11 protein-coding genes are annotated in these 17,096 nt (G+C 65.9%); 5 read left to right on the plus strand and 6 right to left on the minus strand.

From position 1 onward, the window contains the following. Positions 1-193 precede the first annotated feature (193 nt). Positions 194-538 (plus strand): HPF/RaiA family ribosome-associated protein, encoded by a 345-nt coding sequence (locus CJ028_RS10655; RefSeq protein WP_105035237.1) that lies wholly within the window; start codon positions 194-196, stop codon positions 536-538. 99 nt (positions 539-637) lie between these two features. Here CJ028_RS10655 and CJ028_RS10660 read toward each other — a convergent pair whose 3' ends face one another. The 4 genes from CJ028_RS10660 to CJ028_RS10675 form a co-directional block, all read right to left on the minus strand. Further along, positions 638-1,858, minus strand: a complete 1,221-nt coding sequence (locus CJ028_RS10660) for a Dyp-type peroxidase (protein WP_105035238.1) — start codon at positions 1,856-1,858, stop codon at positions 638-640. Next, positions 1,858-2,382, minus strand: coding sequence for a copper chaperone PCu(A)C (locus CJ028_RS10665; RefSeq protein WP_105035239.1), 525 nt, complete (start codon positions 2,380-2,382; stop codon positions 1,858-1,860). Before CJ028_RS10665 ends, CJ028_RS10660 begins: the two co-directional genes overlap by 1 nt. Positions 2,383-2,389: 7 nt before the next feature. Beyond that, a complete protein-coding gene (locus tag CJ028_RS10670; RefSeq protein WP_105035240.1) occupies positions 2,390-3,004 on the minus strand; it encodes a copper resistance CopC family protein in 615 nt (204 codons plus the stop codon). A gap of 152 nt (positions 3,005-3,156) precedes the next feature. Beyond that, complete coding sequence (locus CJ028_RS10675) at positions 3,157-3,750, minus strand: hypothetical protein (protein WP_105035241.1); 594 nt, start codon at positions 3,748-3,750, stop codon at positions 3,157-3,159. Between the two features lie 195 nt (positions 3,751-3,945). On the opposite strand from CJ028_RS10675, the gene CJ028_RS10680 reads away from it, so the two are divergent. The 3 genes from CJ028_RS10680 (at position 3,946) to CJ028_RS10690 (ending at position 7,577) form a co-directional block, all read left to right on the plus strand. Next, positions 3,946-6,303 (plus strand): trehalase-like domain-containing protein, encoded by a 2,358-nt coding sequence (locus tag CJ028_RS10680; protein WP_105035242.1) that lies wholly within the window; start codon positions 3,946-3,948, stop codon positions 6,301-6,303. Positions 6,304-6,393: 90 nt separating this feature from the next. Then, positions 6,394-7,047: a TetR/AcrR family transcriptional regulator gene (locus CJ028_RS10685; protein ID WP_105035243.1), complete on the plus strand. Its 654-nt coding sequence runs from the start codon at positions 6,394-6,396 to the stop codon at positions 7,045-7,047. Positions 7,048-7,058: 11 nt separating this feature from the next. Then, positions 7,059-7,577, plus strand: a complete 519-nt coding sequence (locus CJ028_RS10690; protein ID WP_092107039.1) for a CarD family transcriptional regulator — start codon at positions 7,059-7,061, stop codon at positions 7,575-7,577. Positions 7,578-7,748: 171 nt separating this feature from the next. On the opposite strand, the gene CJ028_RS10695 is transcribed toward CJ028_RS10690, so the two are convergent. Next, positions 7,749-9,026 carry a hypothetical protein gene (locus CJ028_RS10695; protein ID WP_105035244.1) on the minus strand — a complete coding sequence of 426 codons (1,278 nt, stop codon included), beginning with the start codon at positions 9,024-9,026 and terminating at the stop codon, positions 7,749-7,751. Positions 9,027-9,442: 416 nt separating this feature from the next. Here CJ028_RS10695 and CJ028_RS10700 point away from each other — a divergent pair, with 416 nt between their 5' ends. Further along, positions 9,443-15,898 carry a DUF2339 domain-containing protein gene (locus CJ028_RS10700; protein ID WP_105035245.1) on the plus strand — a complete coding sequence of 2,152 codons (6,456 nt, stop codon included), beginning with the start codon at positions 9,443-9,445 and terminating at the stop codon, positions 15,896-15,898. A gap of 87 nt (positions 15,899-15,985) precedes the next feature. Here CJ028_RS10700 and CJ028_RS10705 read toward each other — a convergent pair whose 3' ends face one another. Beyond that, positions 15,986-17,044: a YihY/virulence factor BrkB family protein gene (locus CJ028_RS10705; RefSeq protein WP_105035246.1), complete on the minus strand. Its 1,059-nt coding sequence runs from the start codon at positions 17,042-17,044 to the stop codon at positions 15,986-15,988. Positions 17,045-17,096 lie beyond the last annotated feature (52 nt).

Genomic DNA, 17,096 nt, shown 5'->3' on the forward strand with positions numbered 1-17,096 from the left:
CGTCGAGAACCAGCATCCTGGTCAGGCGAAGTCGAATCAGAAGGCGTCATCGTGGCTGACCACGATCGGAGCTCCCCGGTAGCAGAGCCGGGCATCGACGCGCTCAGCAATTCTGGCGAGCGGAAGCCGCGGCCGGCCAGGGCCCGGATCAGGGAGCGGTAACCTGAAGACGTAAGCAATTAGAGGAGTGATTATGCAGGTCATCGTCAATACCGACAGCAACATCGACGGCACCGAGCGGGTTGCCGGAGCGCTGGAAACCATCGTCGAAGAGTCCCTTGCGCGCTACGACGAACGCCTCACCCGGGTTGAGGTTCATCTCTCCGATGGCAGCGCCGGCCGCAGCAGCACCGACGATATCAAGTGCACCCTCGAGGCTCGCCCGGCCGGCGGAACTCCGGTCGTCGTCACCGAGAACGCCAATGCCGTTGAGGAAGCGCTCACCGGGGCCCTGCACAAGATGAAGAACCTGCTCGAAACTCACTTCGGCAAGCTGGATGCCCGCAAGGGCAACCTCCCGATGGGTGAAACCGTCTAACCAGTTTTGCGAACGGATGTCGGCGGCTCAAGCCACGGCATCCGTTCACGGACCTCGGTGGGGACGCGCGGTTGGGCATTGGTGCCGAAAACCGCGGCGTCAGAACAACGTGTCGCCGATGTAACCGCCAGCGGCGCAGCCCGGCGGAATGGCGAAGACGGCCGAGCCGATCGGCGTGACCCATACGTTGAGCAGGTCGAGGGCGTCGATGCGGCGCTGAATCGGCACGAACTGGGCGTCGACATCCGCTTGAAAAGAGGCGAAGAGCAGGCCGGAATTGGACACGCTCGTGCCGGTGGGAGCATCGTCGTAGTTGTAGCCGCGACGTAGGATGCGCTCGTCGGGGTTCTCGCTGCGGGCACGGCGCAGGTGCGAGAACTCGGGAATCACCGGAAAACCGCTGGTGGTCTTCGCGGCGAAATCCGGAGCATCCGTTTCCTGGACGCCGGTGAGCGGGGCGCCGTTACTCAGGGTTCGACCAACGGATGCCTCCCGCCCGGCTCGGTCAAGCTGGTCCCACTTGTCGAGATCCATCGCAATGCGCCGCAGCACGAACCCGGTGCCGCCGAGCATCCAGCCGGGGTTGTCGGCGGCGCCCCAGACCAACCGCTCGAAGTCGGGAGTGCCCGGCACGAAGTTGACGGTGCCGTCGACCTGGCCGAACAGGTTGCGCATGGTCGTGCCGGGCTTGACCGATCCGGGCGACCGCCGAAAACCGGTCTGCACCCAGCGCACGCTCGCGAAGGAACGGATGTCCTTCAGCAGCATGCGGGTGGCGTGCGCGACGGTGAGAGCGTCGTCGGCGGCAATCTGCAACAGCAGATCCCCGTCGCCCCAAGCCGGGTCGAGTCGGTCGACCTCAAACGCCGGCAACGGCCGCAGCCAGCTGGGGACGGTGCCGCCGGCCGCGGCGACGAGGCCGACACCGAAGCCGAAGGTGACCGTGAGGCGAGCGGGCACAATAGAGAGTTCCGGCTCGGAATCGGCCAAGGCCGGCCCGCCCTGGCTGAGCCGCGCGGCATCGCTCGTGAGTATTTTCATGAGCCGCCGCAGGGCCGAGGCGTCGGTTCCCGGAAATAGGTCGAGTGCGATCATGGTCGCATTGCTCTGCGGCACGGTCTCGATTCCGGCCTGGTGCACACCGTAAAACGGCACGGTCTGCTTGCTGATGAGCGGTTCCGCGACCATCGTGGGACGCGCGCGCGTGGCCAGGTTGATCCCGACCGCGCCAGCGGCGCCGATCCCGGCCGCGGCGCCTCCGAGGAGGAGGTGCCGCCGGCTGAGACGACGACCAGCGGATGCCTGCTGATCGCCGGACATTACTGGGCGGTCTCTTCGTAGCTCTCGTTCGCGCCGGAGTAGTCCTTGGCCGGGGCCGTGAAGTCCACGGTCGACCCGTCGGAGAGGGTGAGCGTGAACGTTGAATCCACGCCCGCGACGAGCGGCGCGGTCAGGCCCCTGAGCATGAGGTGATTGGCGCCCGGTGCCAGTTCGTAGGTTCCATTGGCAGGAACGATGAAACCGCCCTCGATCTGTTGCATGACCATGGCTCCCGAGTCGTCTTCGACCGTCTCGTGCAGCTCGATCGTGGTCGCGGCCGACGATTCGGCCGAGACCACGGTGATGTCGGTGTCACTCTCGTTCTTCAGGGTGGCGAACGCGGCGCTCATTCCCATCTCGGCGCTCTTGATCCACGGGTCGGCGATGGTGAGGCTCTCGGCCTCGGGGGCCGCGGCGGCGGGTGCGGGGCTGTCGGTGGTTGCGGCGGGTGCGGCGCAGCCGGAAAGGGCGAGCAGAGCCAGGGCGGCGACGATAACAAGGCGAGGTGCGGTGCTGAGTGTCATGGTTGTGTCATTTCTCTAAGGGTGAGAGTGCGTTGTGGAGCGAATGCTGGGTGCGGCGCCGAATAAACGCGCGCACGCCGAGAAAGATCCCGAGTCCGATGACGGCGCCAATGAGCGCGGTGACGCCGAGCGGCATTCCGTCTTCGGACGGTGTGGACGCGACCACGCTCGAATCGATCGGTGTAATGAAAACGGGCGCTGCGGCATCCGTTGTGGGCGCCGCAGCGCTCGCGTCGCCGACACTGAAGTCGAACGTGCCCGAAATGGGATGCCCGTCGGCCGAGACCACCCGCCAGCGCACCTGGTATGCGCCATCGGGCAGGGCGGGGTCGACGGCCACGGTGGCGGTCGGCCCGTCGAGGGCGGGTTCGCCGGTGCCCCAGTCGGTGCCCGCGGAATCAACCACGAGCATGATCGCGCCGAGCTGCATGATGTCATCGGTGAACCGCATCGACACTGCAGCCGGTGCCAGGTCGACGTGTTCGGTGTCGGACGGCACAGTCGCGAGCACCGAGTCGTGCGCGCTCGCGGCCGGTGCGGCGCTGCCGATCGCGAACGCTGCGGCGAGAGTGAGGGCGCCGAGACCGGCGAGGAGCCGGTTTCGGGCATGGAAATGGAGCATGCGGTACCTCCGAGGGAGTTCGCGAGAAAGATGGATGCGTCGTGGCACATGTTTGGGCTCGGGGCACTGGTTCACACCAGTGCCGACTTCTTAAACCAGTGCCGCGAGCGGATGCGCGGGCGCGCGGATACCGTGAGCGAGAGCTGCCGGGCTTAGAAGCCGGCGAGCGGCGGGCCGCGGTGTCGCATCGGCGACAGCAACACTGCCAGGTCTAACGGCACGAATTCACGGTGCACAGCGGCGCGCATGCGAGCGACCCGGCGCGGAGGCAGCACGATGCACAGCGCAATGACCACGGCCACGAGCGCGGTGCGCGCCAGCTCGACCACGGCCCAGAAGGTGCGCTCGCCGCGGCGCAGTGCCACGATCGTCACGATCGCTGCCAGGGCGTGGGCGACCCACATCCACCCCATCGCCGGTGAGACCGGAGAAGCGGATGCCGCCCCCACGATCACCGTCGTCGCCCCGTGGTGCCCGGCCATCGTCATGGAGCCGGCCGTTCCGCCGAGCCCGAACACGAGGTGGAACAGCACCTGGCTGAACCCCACCGACACGCTGAGTTTCACGAGGGACAGCTTCTTGCCCGCCAGAGCGATGCTGACCATGCCCGCAAAGGCGAGAGCGATGGAGGCGCTGACCGGCGCGGGCGCCTGGCCGCCGGCGGCCACGTGCGAGAGAGCGGCGACGAGCACGGCCACGACGGCGGTCAGCCAGCCGCGAGCGAACCGCGACCACCTCGTTGCCATGTCACCCACCCGACGAAAAGTTGTCAACCGAAAGTGCGGTCGTGGCTTCAGGCTAGTGGGTCGCGGGGCGGTGCGATTCTGACAACAGCCCGCCAGAAGGTGCCTCAGCCGCTTGGGCAGCCTGCGGCAAATGGTAACGTCGCCTAGGTCTAGCAACTGGTTTGACGGTCGACGCCCTTCTGCAAGGAATCTCTAATGCCCCAACGATTGAATCTTTCCAAGAACCTTCCACGCACGTTGACGGGGCTGTCAAGCGAAATAGTGCAGGACCTGCAGCAGCTTGCCCGCACGCCCTCGCTGCTGGTGGCCTGCAACTACGGCGGCACGCTCTCGCACCATGTCGCCTCCGACGTGCCGTCGGTGTTGCTGGCCGAGTCGGCGACCGCCCTGCGCGCCCTCGCCGCCCTGCCCAACACCCACACCGCCGTCATGTCGGGCCGCCCGCTGCGCGACCTCGCTGCGGATTCCCGCTTGCCCCGCGAGGTGCACCTGGTCGGGTCGAACGGTGCCGAGTTCGACTCGGAGTTCTTTGATGCGCACGAGCCCTCCGATGAGTCCCAGGATTCCGGTGTGGCCCTCGACCGCCTGCGCACCCGTCTCGGAGTGAGCGCCGCTCTGTTCGCCGGCGATGCCGCGAGCGACGAACTGGCGATGAACACCCTGCACGGCCCCGACCTTGGTATTCGCATCGGCGACGACGAATCAGTCGCCGCGCACCGCATCAGCGGCCCCGAAAAGCTCGCCCAGATTCTGGCTCTGCTGTTCGAACTGCGCAAGGACTGGCTGTTCGGCCAGCACGTTGTGGCCATCGAACGCCACTCCATGCTGGGCGACGGCACGTCGACCGCCCTCGTCACGCCGGAAGCGCGCATCTGCTGGATGACGCATCCGCTGCCCGATTCCGGCTCGCTGTTCGCGAGCATCCTCGGCAGTGAAGAGGCCGGACACTTCTCGATCGAACCGGTCAAGAAGAGCCGCGTGCTCGGCCAGCGGTACGTCGACAACACCATGGTCGTCGAAACCCGCTGGGCCGACGTGACCGTCACCGATTACATCGAGCCGTCGCCGCTCGGCATCACCAATCTCGTGCGCAAGCTCACCGGCTCTGGGCTCGCCCGCATCGTCTTCGCGCCGCGCCCCGACTATGCCGTCGCCTACTTCAACATGCACGCTGCCGACGGCGTGGTGACCATCACTGGTACCCCCGACCCGATCGTACTGACGGCCGCCGGCGTCGACTTCACCGTCACGAGCGACGGCCGCAACGAGACGGCCACTGCCGTCGTTGATCTCTCGCAGGGTGCGATCATGCTCAACCTGCGCTGCGGCGACACTGCGCCTTACGCAGCGGATGCCGCCGGCGAGGCCGCCCGTCGCGGCGCGGTCATGAACGACTCCCGTTCCTGGGTGAATTCACTGTCGCTGCCGAGCGTGAAGCCTTCGCTGGTGAGCCGCTCGGCCCTCGTGCTACGGGCCCTCTGTTACGAACCGACCGGAGCCGTGCTCGCCGCCTCGACGACCTCGCTGCCCGAAGGAATCGGAGGCACCCGCAACTGGGACTACCGCTACTGCTGGCTGCGTGACGGCTCAATGACCGTCAAAGCGCTCGTCGACCTCGGATCGACCGACGAGGCCGACGGGTTTCTGCGCTGGCTGGCCGGGGTCGTGGCGGACAGTCCAGGCGCGCAGTGGCTGCATCCGCTCTATTCGGTCACCGGCTCATCACTATCGACCGAGGCGAGCCTCGAATCGCTGCCCGGCTACGCGGGATCCCGCCCGGTACGTATCGGAAACGCCGCCGACAACCAGGTGCAGATCGACGTGTTCGGACCGGTTGCCGAGCTCATCGACACGCTGAGCGCCCGGCAGGGAACGCTCTCGGACTTTCAGTGGTATCTGCTGACCGAGATGGTCGACGCCGTTACCAGCCGCTGGCAGGAGCCCGACCACGGCATCTGGGAGGCCCGGCGCTCGCCGCGCCACCACACCTACACGAAGACGATGTGCTGGGTGACCGTTGACCGGGCCATGCGCACCGCCGAGCGGCACGGACGTGCAGTCGGCGCCGGCTGGGTGGAACTTGCCGCCACGATTCGCGACGAAGTTCTGCGCGAAGGCTGGAGCGAGGAAGCCCAGTCATACACGGTGGCCTACGACAGCGGCGACCTCGATGCCGCCGTGCTGCACATCGGCCTGTCGGGCCTGCTTGACGTGAACGATGAGCGCTTTCAGCTGACCGTGAGTGCGGTGGAGCGCGAGCTGCGCGTTGGACCGACGGTGTTCCGCTACCGCTACGACGACGGCCTGCCCGGGCTTGAGGGTGGCTTTCACATCTGCACGACCTGGCTGATCGAGGCCTACGTGCTCACCGGGCGCCTTGACGAGGCCGAAGCGCTGTTCAACCAGCTGATCGCCTTGGCCGGTCCCACCGGGCTGCTCTCCGAAGAGTTCGACCCGGCCACCGAAACTCACCTGGGTAATCACCCGCAGGCCTACTCGCACCTCGGCTTCATCCGTTGCGCCCAATTGCTTGACGAGTACCGCGCGCGCTAAAAAGTTGGCTGACTCGCGGGTATTCCGCGAGTCAGCCGTGAAATTGTTGCCAGTCTCGGACACTTGTCCGAAAAGTGTTAGTATAGTCAAATGACTTCGTTGACTGCCCCTGCCCTGCAGGCGGCAGTGCAGCCAGACGAGTCAAAACACGACCCGCGTGCCGAGCGCACCCGGCAGCTTATTCTCACGGCCATCCGCACGCTGATCGCCCAGCCGGCGGCATCCGTTTCGGTGGCCGAGATCGTGCGCCTGGCCGGGATCAGCCGCAGCTCCTTCTACGCGCACTTCGCCAGTCTCGACGTGCTCGCCGCCGAACTGCTGCAGGCGCAGTTCGCCGACATCGGTTCGGCCGGTCTTGATCTGCCGCGGCCGCGCACCGGAGAGAACGCCTCCCGCCTCGGCTACGCCCGACTCGTCGCGCACATGGTCGAGAACTTTCCGCTTTACGCGAGCGTGCTCGAACTGCCGCTGACCCGCAGCGCGCACGACCAGATCATCGAGGCCTACGCCACCCGCATGCTCGAGTCCGTGCTCGTCTTCGACGACGCCGTGAATGCCGAACTGGTCACGACCTACGTCGCCGGCGGAGCGCTCACCCTGATCGGCGCCTGGATGCGCGGTCACCTCGATATCTCCGACGACGAACTCGTCGACCAGCTCGTGGCCCTACTGCCCGGCTGGCTACTCGAACCCGAAACTTCACGCGCAACGCCCGTTCGCGTTGCATCACCCACACAACACTGAAGGCGCATTCTATGAAGATTGAAATCGGCGAAACCCTGGTCTACCCGCACCACGGAGCGGTCACCATCACGGCCCTCGCGACCCGCACCATCAAGGGCGTCGAGAAGCAGTTCATGACCCTCAACGTGCACACCAGCGCGCTGACCATTCAGCTGCCGGTCGACAACGTCGAGCTCGTCGGCGTGCGCGACGTCATCGATGCCGCTGGCGTCAGTGCCGTGTACGAGATTCTGCAGAACGCTTTCACCGAGGAGCCGGGCAACTGGTCGCGCCGCTACAAGGCCAACCAGGAGAAAATGGCCAGCGGCAGCGTCTACCGGGTCAGTGAGGTCGTGCGCGACCTGTGGCGCCGCGATCAAGACAAAGGTGTCTCCGCCGGCGAAAAGCGGATGCTCGAAAAGGCCCGCCAGATCCTCGTCTCCGAACTCGCTCTGGCCCAAGGTCTGACCGACCAGGAAGCCGGCGACCTGCTGCTCATCGAGATTCAGAACTATGTAGTCAGCGACGAGCCCGTCGAGGTCGCCGTCTAGCCCAACCGCTGCGATCGGCCCCGTCCGCGTACGTTTTCTTGCTGCGCGGGAGGTGCGCCGTTGCGCGGGACGCGCAACTGCCGCGCACTGGCGCAGCTCCCGCGCGACGCGCAGCGCTAGAGTTCTGGCCAGACCTGAATTCCCGCGCACTGGCGCAGCTCCCGCGAAGCGCTACACCAGCGCGGCGCAGAGCAGCAGTGCGGGCCAGGAAGTGACGAGCACGGCCGCCAGGTAGATCAGGTTGCGACGCGTCAGCGTGATGCTGTCGATGCCGTACCGGGCACTCAGCAGCATGGTGAGCCCGGTGACCGGGCCGACCGCGGTCGAGACTCCCCAGCCGATGCACGCGGCCAACACGAACAGGGTGGGGTCGGGCGACAGCGGCTGCACGAGCGCCGCGACGATCGCGACCGACACCACCGGGTGCACACCGGCCATCGCGCACAGAATCATCGCGAGCATCATGGCCCAAGCCACGGGCACAGTGAACCCCGCCACCGGCAGCTGCAGGTCGAACAGGGGAAACAGCATCCGCAGGCCGACGGCGAGTACCCCGGCGGAGGCGAACAGCGTGACCTCACCGCGCAGCTGCGGCAGGTCGTGCCGGGCATGCCGGGCCAGCGCGCGCAGGGCACCACGACCGTTCATGATCAGCAGGCCGATGAGGGTGACGCCGAGGCCGGCGAGTAGCACGATACGCGGAACCGGAACCGTGGGAACCAACTGGTGCGCCAGTACCACCACGGCAACGAGGGCCAGCGGCACGCGAATGAGCTCCCAGCTCAGCGTGTACCCGGTATAGGCCGGCAGCTCGCGGCCCCACAGATGAAAAATGTCCCAGACGCTCAAGCTGATGGTGACGAGCGCGAGGGCCAGTCCCACGAGCACCAGTACGAGGGAATTCGCGCCGGGAACGAGCGTGGTGGCGGCCGCGGCGGCCGCCCAGAACGGCGACCAGTACGCGGCGGTCGAGTAGGCCCGGGAGATCAGCGCCGCATCGGCCAGCCGCAGACTCGACCGGCCGCGCAGGTGGTCGCCGACAATGCCGACCGCACCGATGTTGATGATCGCGCCGAGCGCGTGCGTGGCCAGGGCGGTGCGCACCACGGCGAGTCGGCCGTGCAGCCGGGTGCGTGTGATCGGCGATGTCGGTGTGACCAGTCGCAGAAACGACACCGCGGCGAGCATACCGATCAGGTCCTGGTTGACCAGGAACAGGTCGCGGCCCACAATCTGCCCACCCAGAACCAGGCCGACCACAACGGATGCGATACCCACACCGATCAGCACCCCCGCAATGATGCGCTGGGTGCGGTTGATCAGCATCAGCCCGACCGCCGCGGCAGCGATGGTGAACCCGCCGGCGACGAGCGTCGCATCGGGCACCGCCACCGAGAGCCCCACGGTCAGGATGATGCTGCTGAGGAGCAGCGCGTAGAGCAGTCGCACTCGTGCCCCCTGAATCTTTGACTGTGTCTCCGGTCGGACACATCCTCCTATCCAACCAGCCCGAGGACACTTTCACGGCGCGCAGGAGCTGCGCCGCTGCGCGGGAGGCGTACGTTCGTAGCCATAGTGGTCGTGAGACATCGTCGTGACGAATTCGGCCCGTCTCGCCCGGCAGCGCGAAGTCCGCGTATTGGCGCAGCCCCAGCGCAGCGGGCCGGCGACAGCATCATGATATAGAACCCATAATTGGGGTATATCAAGTGGAACGCAGGCTCGCTAATGTACAACCAGCGATACTTTTCGCCCGCGGTCTGTCACGCACCCTGTCACAACGACGAATTCCTCTGCACCGACATCCGTCGTCACAGACCTCCACAGAAGCCCTGATCAGGCTGAGTACCTCAGATAGGTTCCACATGAGTGCGTCCTTTTCCTTATCAATTCGCACCCGCGCAGCCCGCAGCCTCTCTCCTGCCAATCTGGCCCGATCCGCCGTGCTGGCGTTACTGGCAATCGTCGCGGCACCGCTACTGGCCATGGTCGGTGTGCTGCTATTCGGACTGGCCGCCGGTGCGAGCCTGGCCACGACCCCCACCGGCGCCCTCGTGCATGCCGTCGGCATCAACGTCATCCTCTACGGTTCCGCGGGGCTGGCGGTGCTGATCGGGGTGCTCGCCATCGCCCTGCTGCACTCCGGAGCCCACATCGGCCAGAACCGGCCACTCCGACGCGCCCTCGGCGGAGCATTCGCGACACTGCCACGCTTGCTCGGAGCGCTCGCGTTGCTCGTCATCAACGTTCTCATCACGCTGCTCGCGTGGGCTCCGATCACCGCGGGGGCGCTCGTGCTGGCCGTCGTTCTCTACGTGCGCTACCGACGCGGCACACCTGGGGCTGTCGGCGAGCAGGCCCGCACCTCGCCCGGTGTGCGGCGTGCCCTGGTCTGGGCGATTCCCTTCCTCCCGCTGCTGGTAGCCCTGACCGCCATCGTCGCCCTGTTCCCGGCCAGCCTCGCTCGGCCGCGTTCGGTTCGGGGGCTACTTCGCTCGGCGATCAACCGGGTGCGCCGGCAGACGCGCTCCCTGCTGCTGCTCGTGCTGTTCGTCGCACCCGTGTCGGCCGCGCTCACCTGGTCCGGAACCACGGTCGCCGCCATCGTGCAGGCCGGCGCGACCGAGGCCACGTCGGCAGGATTCATAGCGGGTACCCTCCTGCTCGCCCTCACCCTGGCCATCCTGCTGATCTTCACCGGTGTCGCCATTGCCGTACTGAGTCCGCCCAGCCCCACCGACCGAACGGATGCCACAGTCAGCGCCGCGCGCGTCGGCCTGCGTTCCCGCTACGCCGACTTCCTGCGCCGGGCCACGCCGGCCATGCGGCGTACCGCAATGGTCACGGTGCTGGCGCTGTGCTCGACTCTCGTGGCGACGCCCGCGTTCGCCGTGCAGGGCGGCACGGTCACGGAGATGACCGTCTACGAGATGAACCCGGGACAGGCCCGCATCGGCAATGACCTGACCTTCAACATCGTCATGACGTCAAACGGCACTCCGGTCAGCGTCACCGGCAGCATCGAGGTCTACAGCGGATCCACCCTGCTGACCACGGTCGACACCGCCACCGACAACCTGACCTGGGTGGTCGTACCTACGGACGGTTTCGCACTCGGCACCGTGCCGCTTCGCTTCAGCTACCTGCCGACCGGCTCATACGAGCCGTCCGAGGATTCGCTCACGGTTGACTTCGGCAAGGCAATGACGAGCCTGTACATCATGGCCACGCCCGCGTGGAACGAGACGATCACGTGGGGAGAAGGCCACTCGATCGTCGCCACCGTGACCGGTGAAGTGGACGGCCCACGTACCCTGATCGTGCGGGATGGGGTCTATCTCGACAGCCCGATCGCGGCATCCGCTGATTTCACCATCACGAACGGCGACGCTACAATCACCCTAGACCTGACCCGGAAACTCGGCTTTGGCGCGCACACCTATCGGGCCGAAGTGCTCGGTACCGACACGAGCGCGGCGGCCGCCACCGACGAGTACACGATCAACATCGATCGCGCTCCCACGACGGTGGCCCTGACCACCACCTTCGCCACGGTGGGCAGTCCCGTCACCCTGACCGCTACGGCCAGCTCGTCCGCCGCGAACGCGGGGGTCGTTGCCGGGCAGATGAAGTTCTACGTCAACGGCAACGACCTGGGCACTGTTGCGGTCGACTCCACCGGGCAGGCGAGCATCCGCTACACCCCGACGACGGTCGCCGACTTCGTCGTTCGGGCCGATTATTCGCAGGTTGCCGCGCCGTATACCCATCTCTGGTCATCGAGCGGCAACGTCACCGCCGAGGTCACCCATGCCAACGCACCGTGGCCGACGTCGCACTGGTCTGGCGATCTCTCGCTCGAGGACACCTGGTTGGAAATCAGCTACGCGGCCGCGGCCGGGCTGCCCGCGCCGTCGGGCTGGGTGCAGATCGTCGATTCCCGCTACGTACCCGTGGGGCGGGGGTATCTGGTCGACGGCACCCTCAGAATGAAGATTGCCGCCGTCAGTGGTCAGATTTATTATCACGCGCAGTATGAGGGTGACGCGCTCTACCTGGCCCGGCAGACCTACCTGCCCGACCTGGTCGTGGCCGCCTATGTACCGGTTCTCGCGGTGACCCTACCGGTTGAACCGCGAATCGGCATGACCCTTTCGATGGGCGTAGCGCTGTCCAATGTGCCGTTCGACCTGGTCGAGACGGTCACCGTGTACGACTATTTCGGTGGCCGCGCGTCTCTCGGCACGATCGCGTTGAACGGCGCTGGCACCGGATCGCTGGACTGGTCCACGCTGGTGGCGGGCGATCATCCGCTCGTGGTGGAGGTCACCTACACGAAGACGAGCGGCCTGGCGCCGACCGTCTCGGAGAGCCTGATCACCACAGTGCTGCCCGCCGAAGTGCCCGATCTGCGCATCACCACAACTACCACCACGGACTCGTTGAGCGCCGGGGCGCCAGTGAACCTCGTCGTCACCGCGCACACCCTCGCCTCGGGAACGCCGGGACTCGCCGCCGGCACCGAAGCAGTTATCGTGGATGCCGCTGGCCGCGGTCTCGGAACCGTCACGCTGGTTGCGCATGCCGATGGGCTCGTCGGCTCGCTCACGGTGTCGACGCTGCGCGGCGGACTCGCCCAGTTGCATGCCCGAGCGGTCTACGGCCCGCTCGACCAGACGGTGAACGGCCCGGTCTTCGACCTGACCCTGGCTGCTCCGACCACCTATCTCTCGGTCAGTGCTACCTCGGTCACGGCTGGCAGCCTGGCTACTCTCACCGTGACGGCGGCCGTTCCGTTCGGACTTCCCGGCGAATCCACCCATCTTGTTGCCACAGTGTCCGTCGACGATGTCGATTATCCGGTCAGTCTGTGGCGTTCCAACGGCACGGATGCCTTCACCGGCACCGTCGACGTGCCCACGGCCTCGGCCGGATGGCTGGCCGTCACCGCAATGACGACCGGCGACGGCATCGACACCGGGCCGGCAACCGTCTCGACGACGTTCTACGTGGACAAGCGGTCGACCTCCGTCCGCCTCCTGCCGATCAGCAACGCCGTTGTTAGCGAACCCCTCACCGTGACTCCCGTCATGGGCCTCGTGACGAGCAGCATACTGAACGTCGGAACGGTCAGCGTGACGCTGTCGCCGTCCGGCGCAATCTGCGTTGCTGCACCCAACGCACCGTGCACCTTCCCAGCCTGGGCCGTGCGCGCGGGGGCAAACGTCGCCGTCGCCCAGTATTCCGGTGACGACCAGTACTTGCCCGCGGAATCATGGAACGTTGACTTTGACGCTGCCGCGCGGTATAGCATCCTGACGACCAGCTACGACCCGCTGCCGGAACACTGGATTGAGGGTGAACCGGTTACGGTGAACTGGGCGGTGGCGACTTCGGGCGCGCCGGCCTCCGGCATCGTTGAAGCCACTATCGGCAGCAACTGGTGCACTGGCCCGGCACTGGCCGGAAGCTGCGTCATCGCCGTTCCGGATCGCTCCTGGGGAGGGATGGATGCCGCTCAGACCTACACGGTGACCTTTCTGCCCTCCGACGATGCCCCGGGCCGGAAGCAGACCGGCAGCACCGTAACGCGCGCCTGCGTCTCGGTTGAGGTCTACCGGGCCACCCTCGATCTGAGCGAGGCGACGGCGTGCCACCGCGGCGACTTGCACGGAGTACTGACGGGCAGCATCGTCACGATGACGGCCGATGCTCCGGCCATGAACTACGTGCGGGCCGGCTGGAGTTTCACTGGCGCTCAATGGGGCGGTACGACGAAGTATCGGGGCCTGACCGACGGCGCGCCGGTGCAGGTACTGGGTGTGCTTCGGGCGGAGCCATTCTATGAGTACTCTCCCCGATGTTTTACGCTGACCCTGAACCCTGTCGTGGTGAACCCCCACTACCCGGGCGAGTTGGTGTCGTTGACCGAGCCAAACTGCGTCAGCCCCGACGGCGCCACGTACGACGAACGCCGGCAGCAGGAGCAGGGCGAACCGCGTTACGCCGCGGGCACGGTGGTTGAGCTCACTACTAATCACACTACTCAGAATCGTGGGGCGACCGCGTACGACCGCCCAGTCCTCGAAGTTGTGCAATTCGCGGGGGCCGAGCGGGAGGTGGCAAACCCGCGCTACGCCCACGTGGTCATGGACCAGGACCGCTCAGTCACGGCCACATTCAAGGTGCGGGACTGCATCCCCGTTTCGCTCGTCAGCAGCCTCGGCGGCACGGTGACCGTGCAATCCTCCGAGCGGCCCGACAGCACCCTGTACTTCTTGCCTATTACCGGAGAGTGCACGACGGCGTCGGGGGAGGCTGGGTACGTACCGGGCACGCAGCTCACCCTCAAGGCCGTCGCCGACACCGGTATGGGTGTGGCCGCGTTCTCCGAGGCCGACAATCACTGCTCGTGGGAGGCATCCGGTGCCTGCGCCGAGTTTGATCCCACCTTCGCCGTGCGTGCGGTCGGAAGTATTCCAAAGAATGCGGTCTCACGGCTGCAGGTAGTGACGGTTCTGGCGGCGGCTCGATACGGAGCGATCTTCAGCGAAGTTCGGTGTGTAGCGGTCACCACGACGACCTCCTCACCGATCGGACTGTCGTATTCCAGGGGGAACCCGAGCGAAGTCGTCGACTCGACGAGTCTGATTCTCACGCCCGGGTCCAGGGATGGGCAGCATGACTGTGGCGGAAACAGATCGACGTCGTCACAATCGACGCTGGGCGCGTACTCCCTGACGACGCACCTGGATTGGTTGGTCGCTACGGGGTCTCTCGAGGTCAGCACGAAATATGCAGCGATTTCGTTCGAAAAAGGATACAACGAAGACGCGACGACGGTGTGGAGTACCAGTACCGATTCGGGGGTACTGCGGGCTGGCACAGCGGGTACCGGTTCTGGGCCGCTCCTTGACCTGACCGCGGTGGGTTCCGAACTCACTATCGCCGCCAACTGGTACTCCAGCTCGTGTCGAGTGCCCGTGCAGCTTCCTCAGGGCGGGTCCGTACGCCTGGCGAGCGAATCGTTGGAGCCATCCTGCCCCGTCGGCAAGTGGACCAACGAGCACTCCGGCCTGATCACTGCGGATCCCGCGCTCAATGCACCAAACCTCGTTCCGTTCTTCTCGGTGGAAACCTACGAGGGGCAGGGTTATGACCTGGAACCGGCGCCGGACGGTCGTTCGTATTCTCGCGGATACCTCTGGGTGCCCGACATGAACCTGATGCGACACTACTCGCCCCGGTTGGAGTATTGCGCTCCGTTGAATCTGGACGTGCTGGTGCAGAACGACGTCGGGACGGGAAGCACGATGCCGGCGTCGGGCGTGCACGCATACATCGCTGACAACGGCGGCTGCCCGCCCGATTGGGCCCGTCCGGGTCGAACGGTCGGGATCGGACTCACCAACTCGGGGAACTACGCCTACTCGCTGGTCAACGGAACGGCTTCCACCGGGGCATCCGTGTCGCTGAACGCCCAGGGTGACATCACAGCCCGGGTCGGTCTGCCTCTGCAGCTGCGCTCGATCTGCTACTCGGTGGCGACGACGGACAGCGTGTCATTTACGACGCCGGGAAATTGCCCGGGTGGTGCCAGCAACCGCTTCTTGCGCGGTTCGGTGGTTCAGATCGAGCTCGAACTTCAGCAGGGGTCGGAATTTCGCGGCTGGAGAGACGTGGCGCAGAGCCGGGGAACGACCGCATGGGTGATCGTCTCCGAAGATCGCGCACCGTGGGCCGATATTTATCGCCCCAGCGACCTCGAAATTTTGGGAAATGTCGCGAGTAACCTGGCGCAGCGCGCGCTGAGCGCCATCGTGTCGCTTGTGACAGGTGTGCTCCTAGCAGAAATGTATGTCGTACAGGTGATGGCGCTTGCCATGCAGGGGGTGTCCACGGCCCTGCACGCGATGGGAGTGGAAGGCAGGGTGCTGGACGGCTTTGACGAGGGTGTCGGTATTATCACCAGTCAGATCCAGATGGTGAGCATGCTGTCGACGTGTATGCAGTCTTGGTCGAGCGGTGACGGGATTGCTGAACTCCCGATCGACGACGATTTCCTGGCCGATGGAGCGGACATGGCAAGCGGTGAGATCACCGATCAGATTTCTGAAAGATTGGAGAATGCCCTCAGGAATAGTGGCCGCAGCGGGGCGGCTTCCATGATGGGTGCGATCGGTCATGGTCAGGACATGGCGAACATTTTCGGTTCAAACATGGATATGTTGGGCCGCGGCGCTGCGGTCGGCTGGAACAGCATCGCCGACGATGTCGGCGGCTGCATGGTCAACGGTATGGAGACGGCCGGTTGGATGTGAGGTTCGGGCCCAGGCCCAAACCGCGGGACCAGTTTATAAACTGGGCCCGCGGACGGGGCCTGGGCCCCGTCCAGCGTGGGGGCGGCGTTAGGGCTGGCGGTCGGCGTTGGCCTTGCGGATGCGGCGGCCGTCGGCGACGGTCTGCATCTCCTTCAGGGCGGCCTTCTGGCTCTTCTTCGTGCCGCGCGGCGGCAGCTGGATGTTCTGTTCGGCGGCGATCCCCGCCTGCAGCTGGCGCCCACGTTCGAGTTCGGCATCGAACTCGGCCCCGAACAGCAGTGCGAGGTTGGTCAGCCACAGCCAGAGCAGAAAGATCACGATCCCGGCCAACGAGCCGTAGGTCTTGGCATAGTTCGAGAACGTCGTGACATAAAAGCCGAAGCCGAGCGAGGCGACGACGATCGCCACCAGGGCGACGATCGCCCCCAGGCTCAGCCAGCGAAACTTCGGCTGCCGCACGTTCGGCGTGAAGTAATACAGCACCGCGATCAACAGCACGACGGTCGCCGCGAGCACCGGCCACTTGGCAATGGACCAGACCACCTGCACGGTCTGGCCGATGCCGAGGGCCGCGCCCACGGCATCCGTGACGGGACCGGAAATGGCCAGGATCAACACGGCGACGAGCAGCAGAGCGATGCTGATCACGGTCACGAGCAGCTGGGTGGGCTTGAGTTTGAGAAAAGTGCGACCCTCATCGATTTCGTAGATGCGGTTCATGGCCCGGCTGAAGGCACCCACATAACCGGATGCCGACCAGATCGCGACCGCGATCCCCGCCACCAGGGCGAACCCGGCCGTCGGCGACGTGCTGAACTGTTCGATCGGTCCGCGAATGACGTCGAGGGCGTCGCCGGGGGCGACCGAAGCGAGAATCGTCAGCAGAGTATCGGCCGACTGCTTCCCCTGCCCGAACACGCCGAGCAGGGAAACCAGGGCGATCAGCGCCGGAAACAGCGACAGTACGGCGTAGTAGGTGAGCGAGGCCGCAATATCGGTGCACTGGTCGGTGCCGAATTCGCTCAGCGTGCGCTTGAGAACGTACTTCCACGAGGTCTTGGTGACCTCGGTCGGGGAGTCAGGCTTGCGGTCGTCGTCGGGCGCGGGCGCGTCGGCGAGCTCCTGGCTCTGGCCGTGGTCAACCATGGGGTCTCCTTCGGTCGGAAGAGGTCGGGGGTCGCGATTGCGCAGGACGATC

Origin of the sequence: Cryobacterium aureum (assembly GCF_002954245.1) — a bacterium.
Lineage (GTDB): Bacteria > Actinomycetota > Actinomycetes > Actinomycetales > Microbacteriaceae > Cryobacterium > Cryobacterium aureum.

Coding starts and splice junctions, on each gene's coding strand:
- CJ028_RS10655 (WP_105035237.1), top strand. CDS start 194: ATGCAGGTCATCGTCAATACCGACAGCAACATCGACGGCACCGAGCGG.
- CJ028_RS10660 (WP_105035238.1), bottom strand. CDS start 1,858: ATGTCCGGCGATCAGCAGGCATCCGCTGGTCGTCGTCTCAGCCGGCGG.
- CJ028_RS10665 (WP_105035239.1), bottom strand. CDS start 2,382: ATGACACTCAGCACCGCACCTCGCCTTGTTATCGTCGCCGCCCTGGCT.
- CJ028_RS10670 (WP_105035240.1), bottom strand. CDS start 3,004: ATGCTCCATTTCCATGCCCGAAACCGGCTCCTCGCCGGTCTCGGCGCC.
- CJ028_RS10675 (WP_105035241.1), bottom strand. CDS start 3,750: ATGGCAACGAGGTGGTCGCGGTTCGCTCGCGGCTGGCTGACCGCCGTC.
- CJ028_RS10680 (WP_105035242.1), top strand. CDS start 3,946: ATGCCCCAACGATTGAATCTTTCCAAGAACCTTCCACGCACGTTGACG.
- CJ028_RS10685 (WP_105035243.1), top strand. CDS start 6,394: ATGACTTCGTTGACTGCCCCTGCCCTGCAGGCGGCAGTGCAGCCAGAC.
- CJ028_RS10690 (WP_092107039.1), top strand. CDS start 7,059: ATGAAGATTGAAATCGGCGAAACCCTGGTCTACCCGCACCACGGAGCG.
- CJ028_RS10700 (WP_105035245.1), top strand. CDS start 9,443: ATGAGTGCGTCCTTTTCCTTATCAATTCGCACCCGCGCAGCCCGCAGC.
- CJ028_RS10705 (WP_105035246.1), bottom strand. CDS start 17,044: ATGGTTGACCACGGCCAGAGCCAGGAGCTCGCCGACGCGCCCGCGCCC.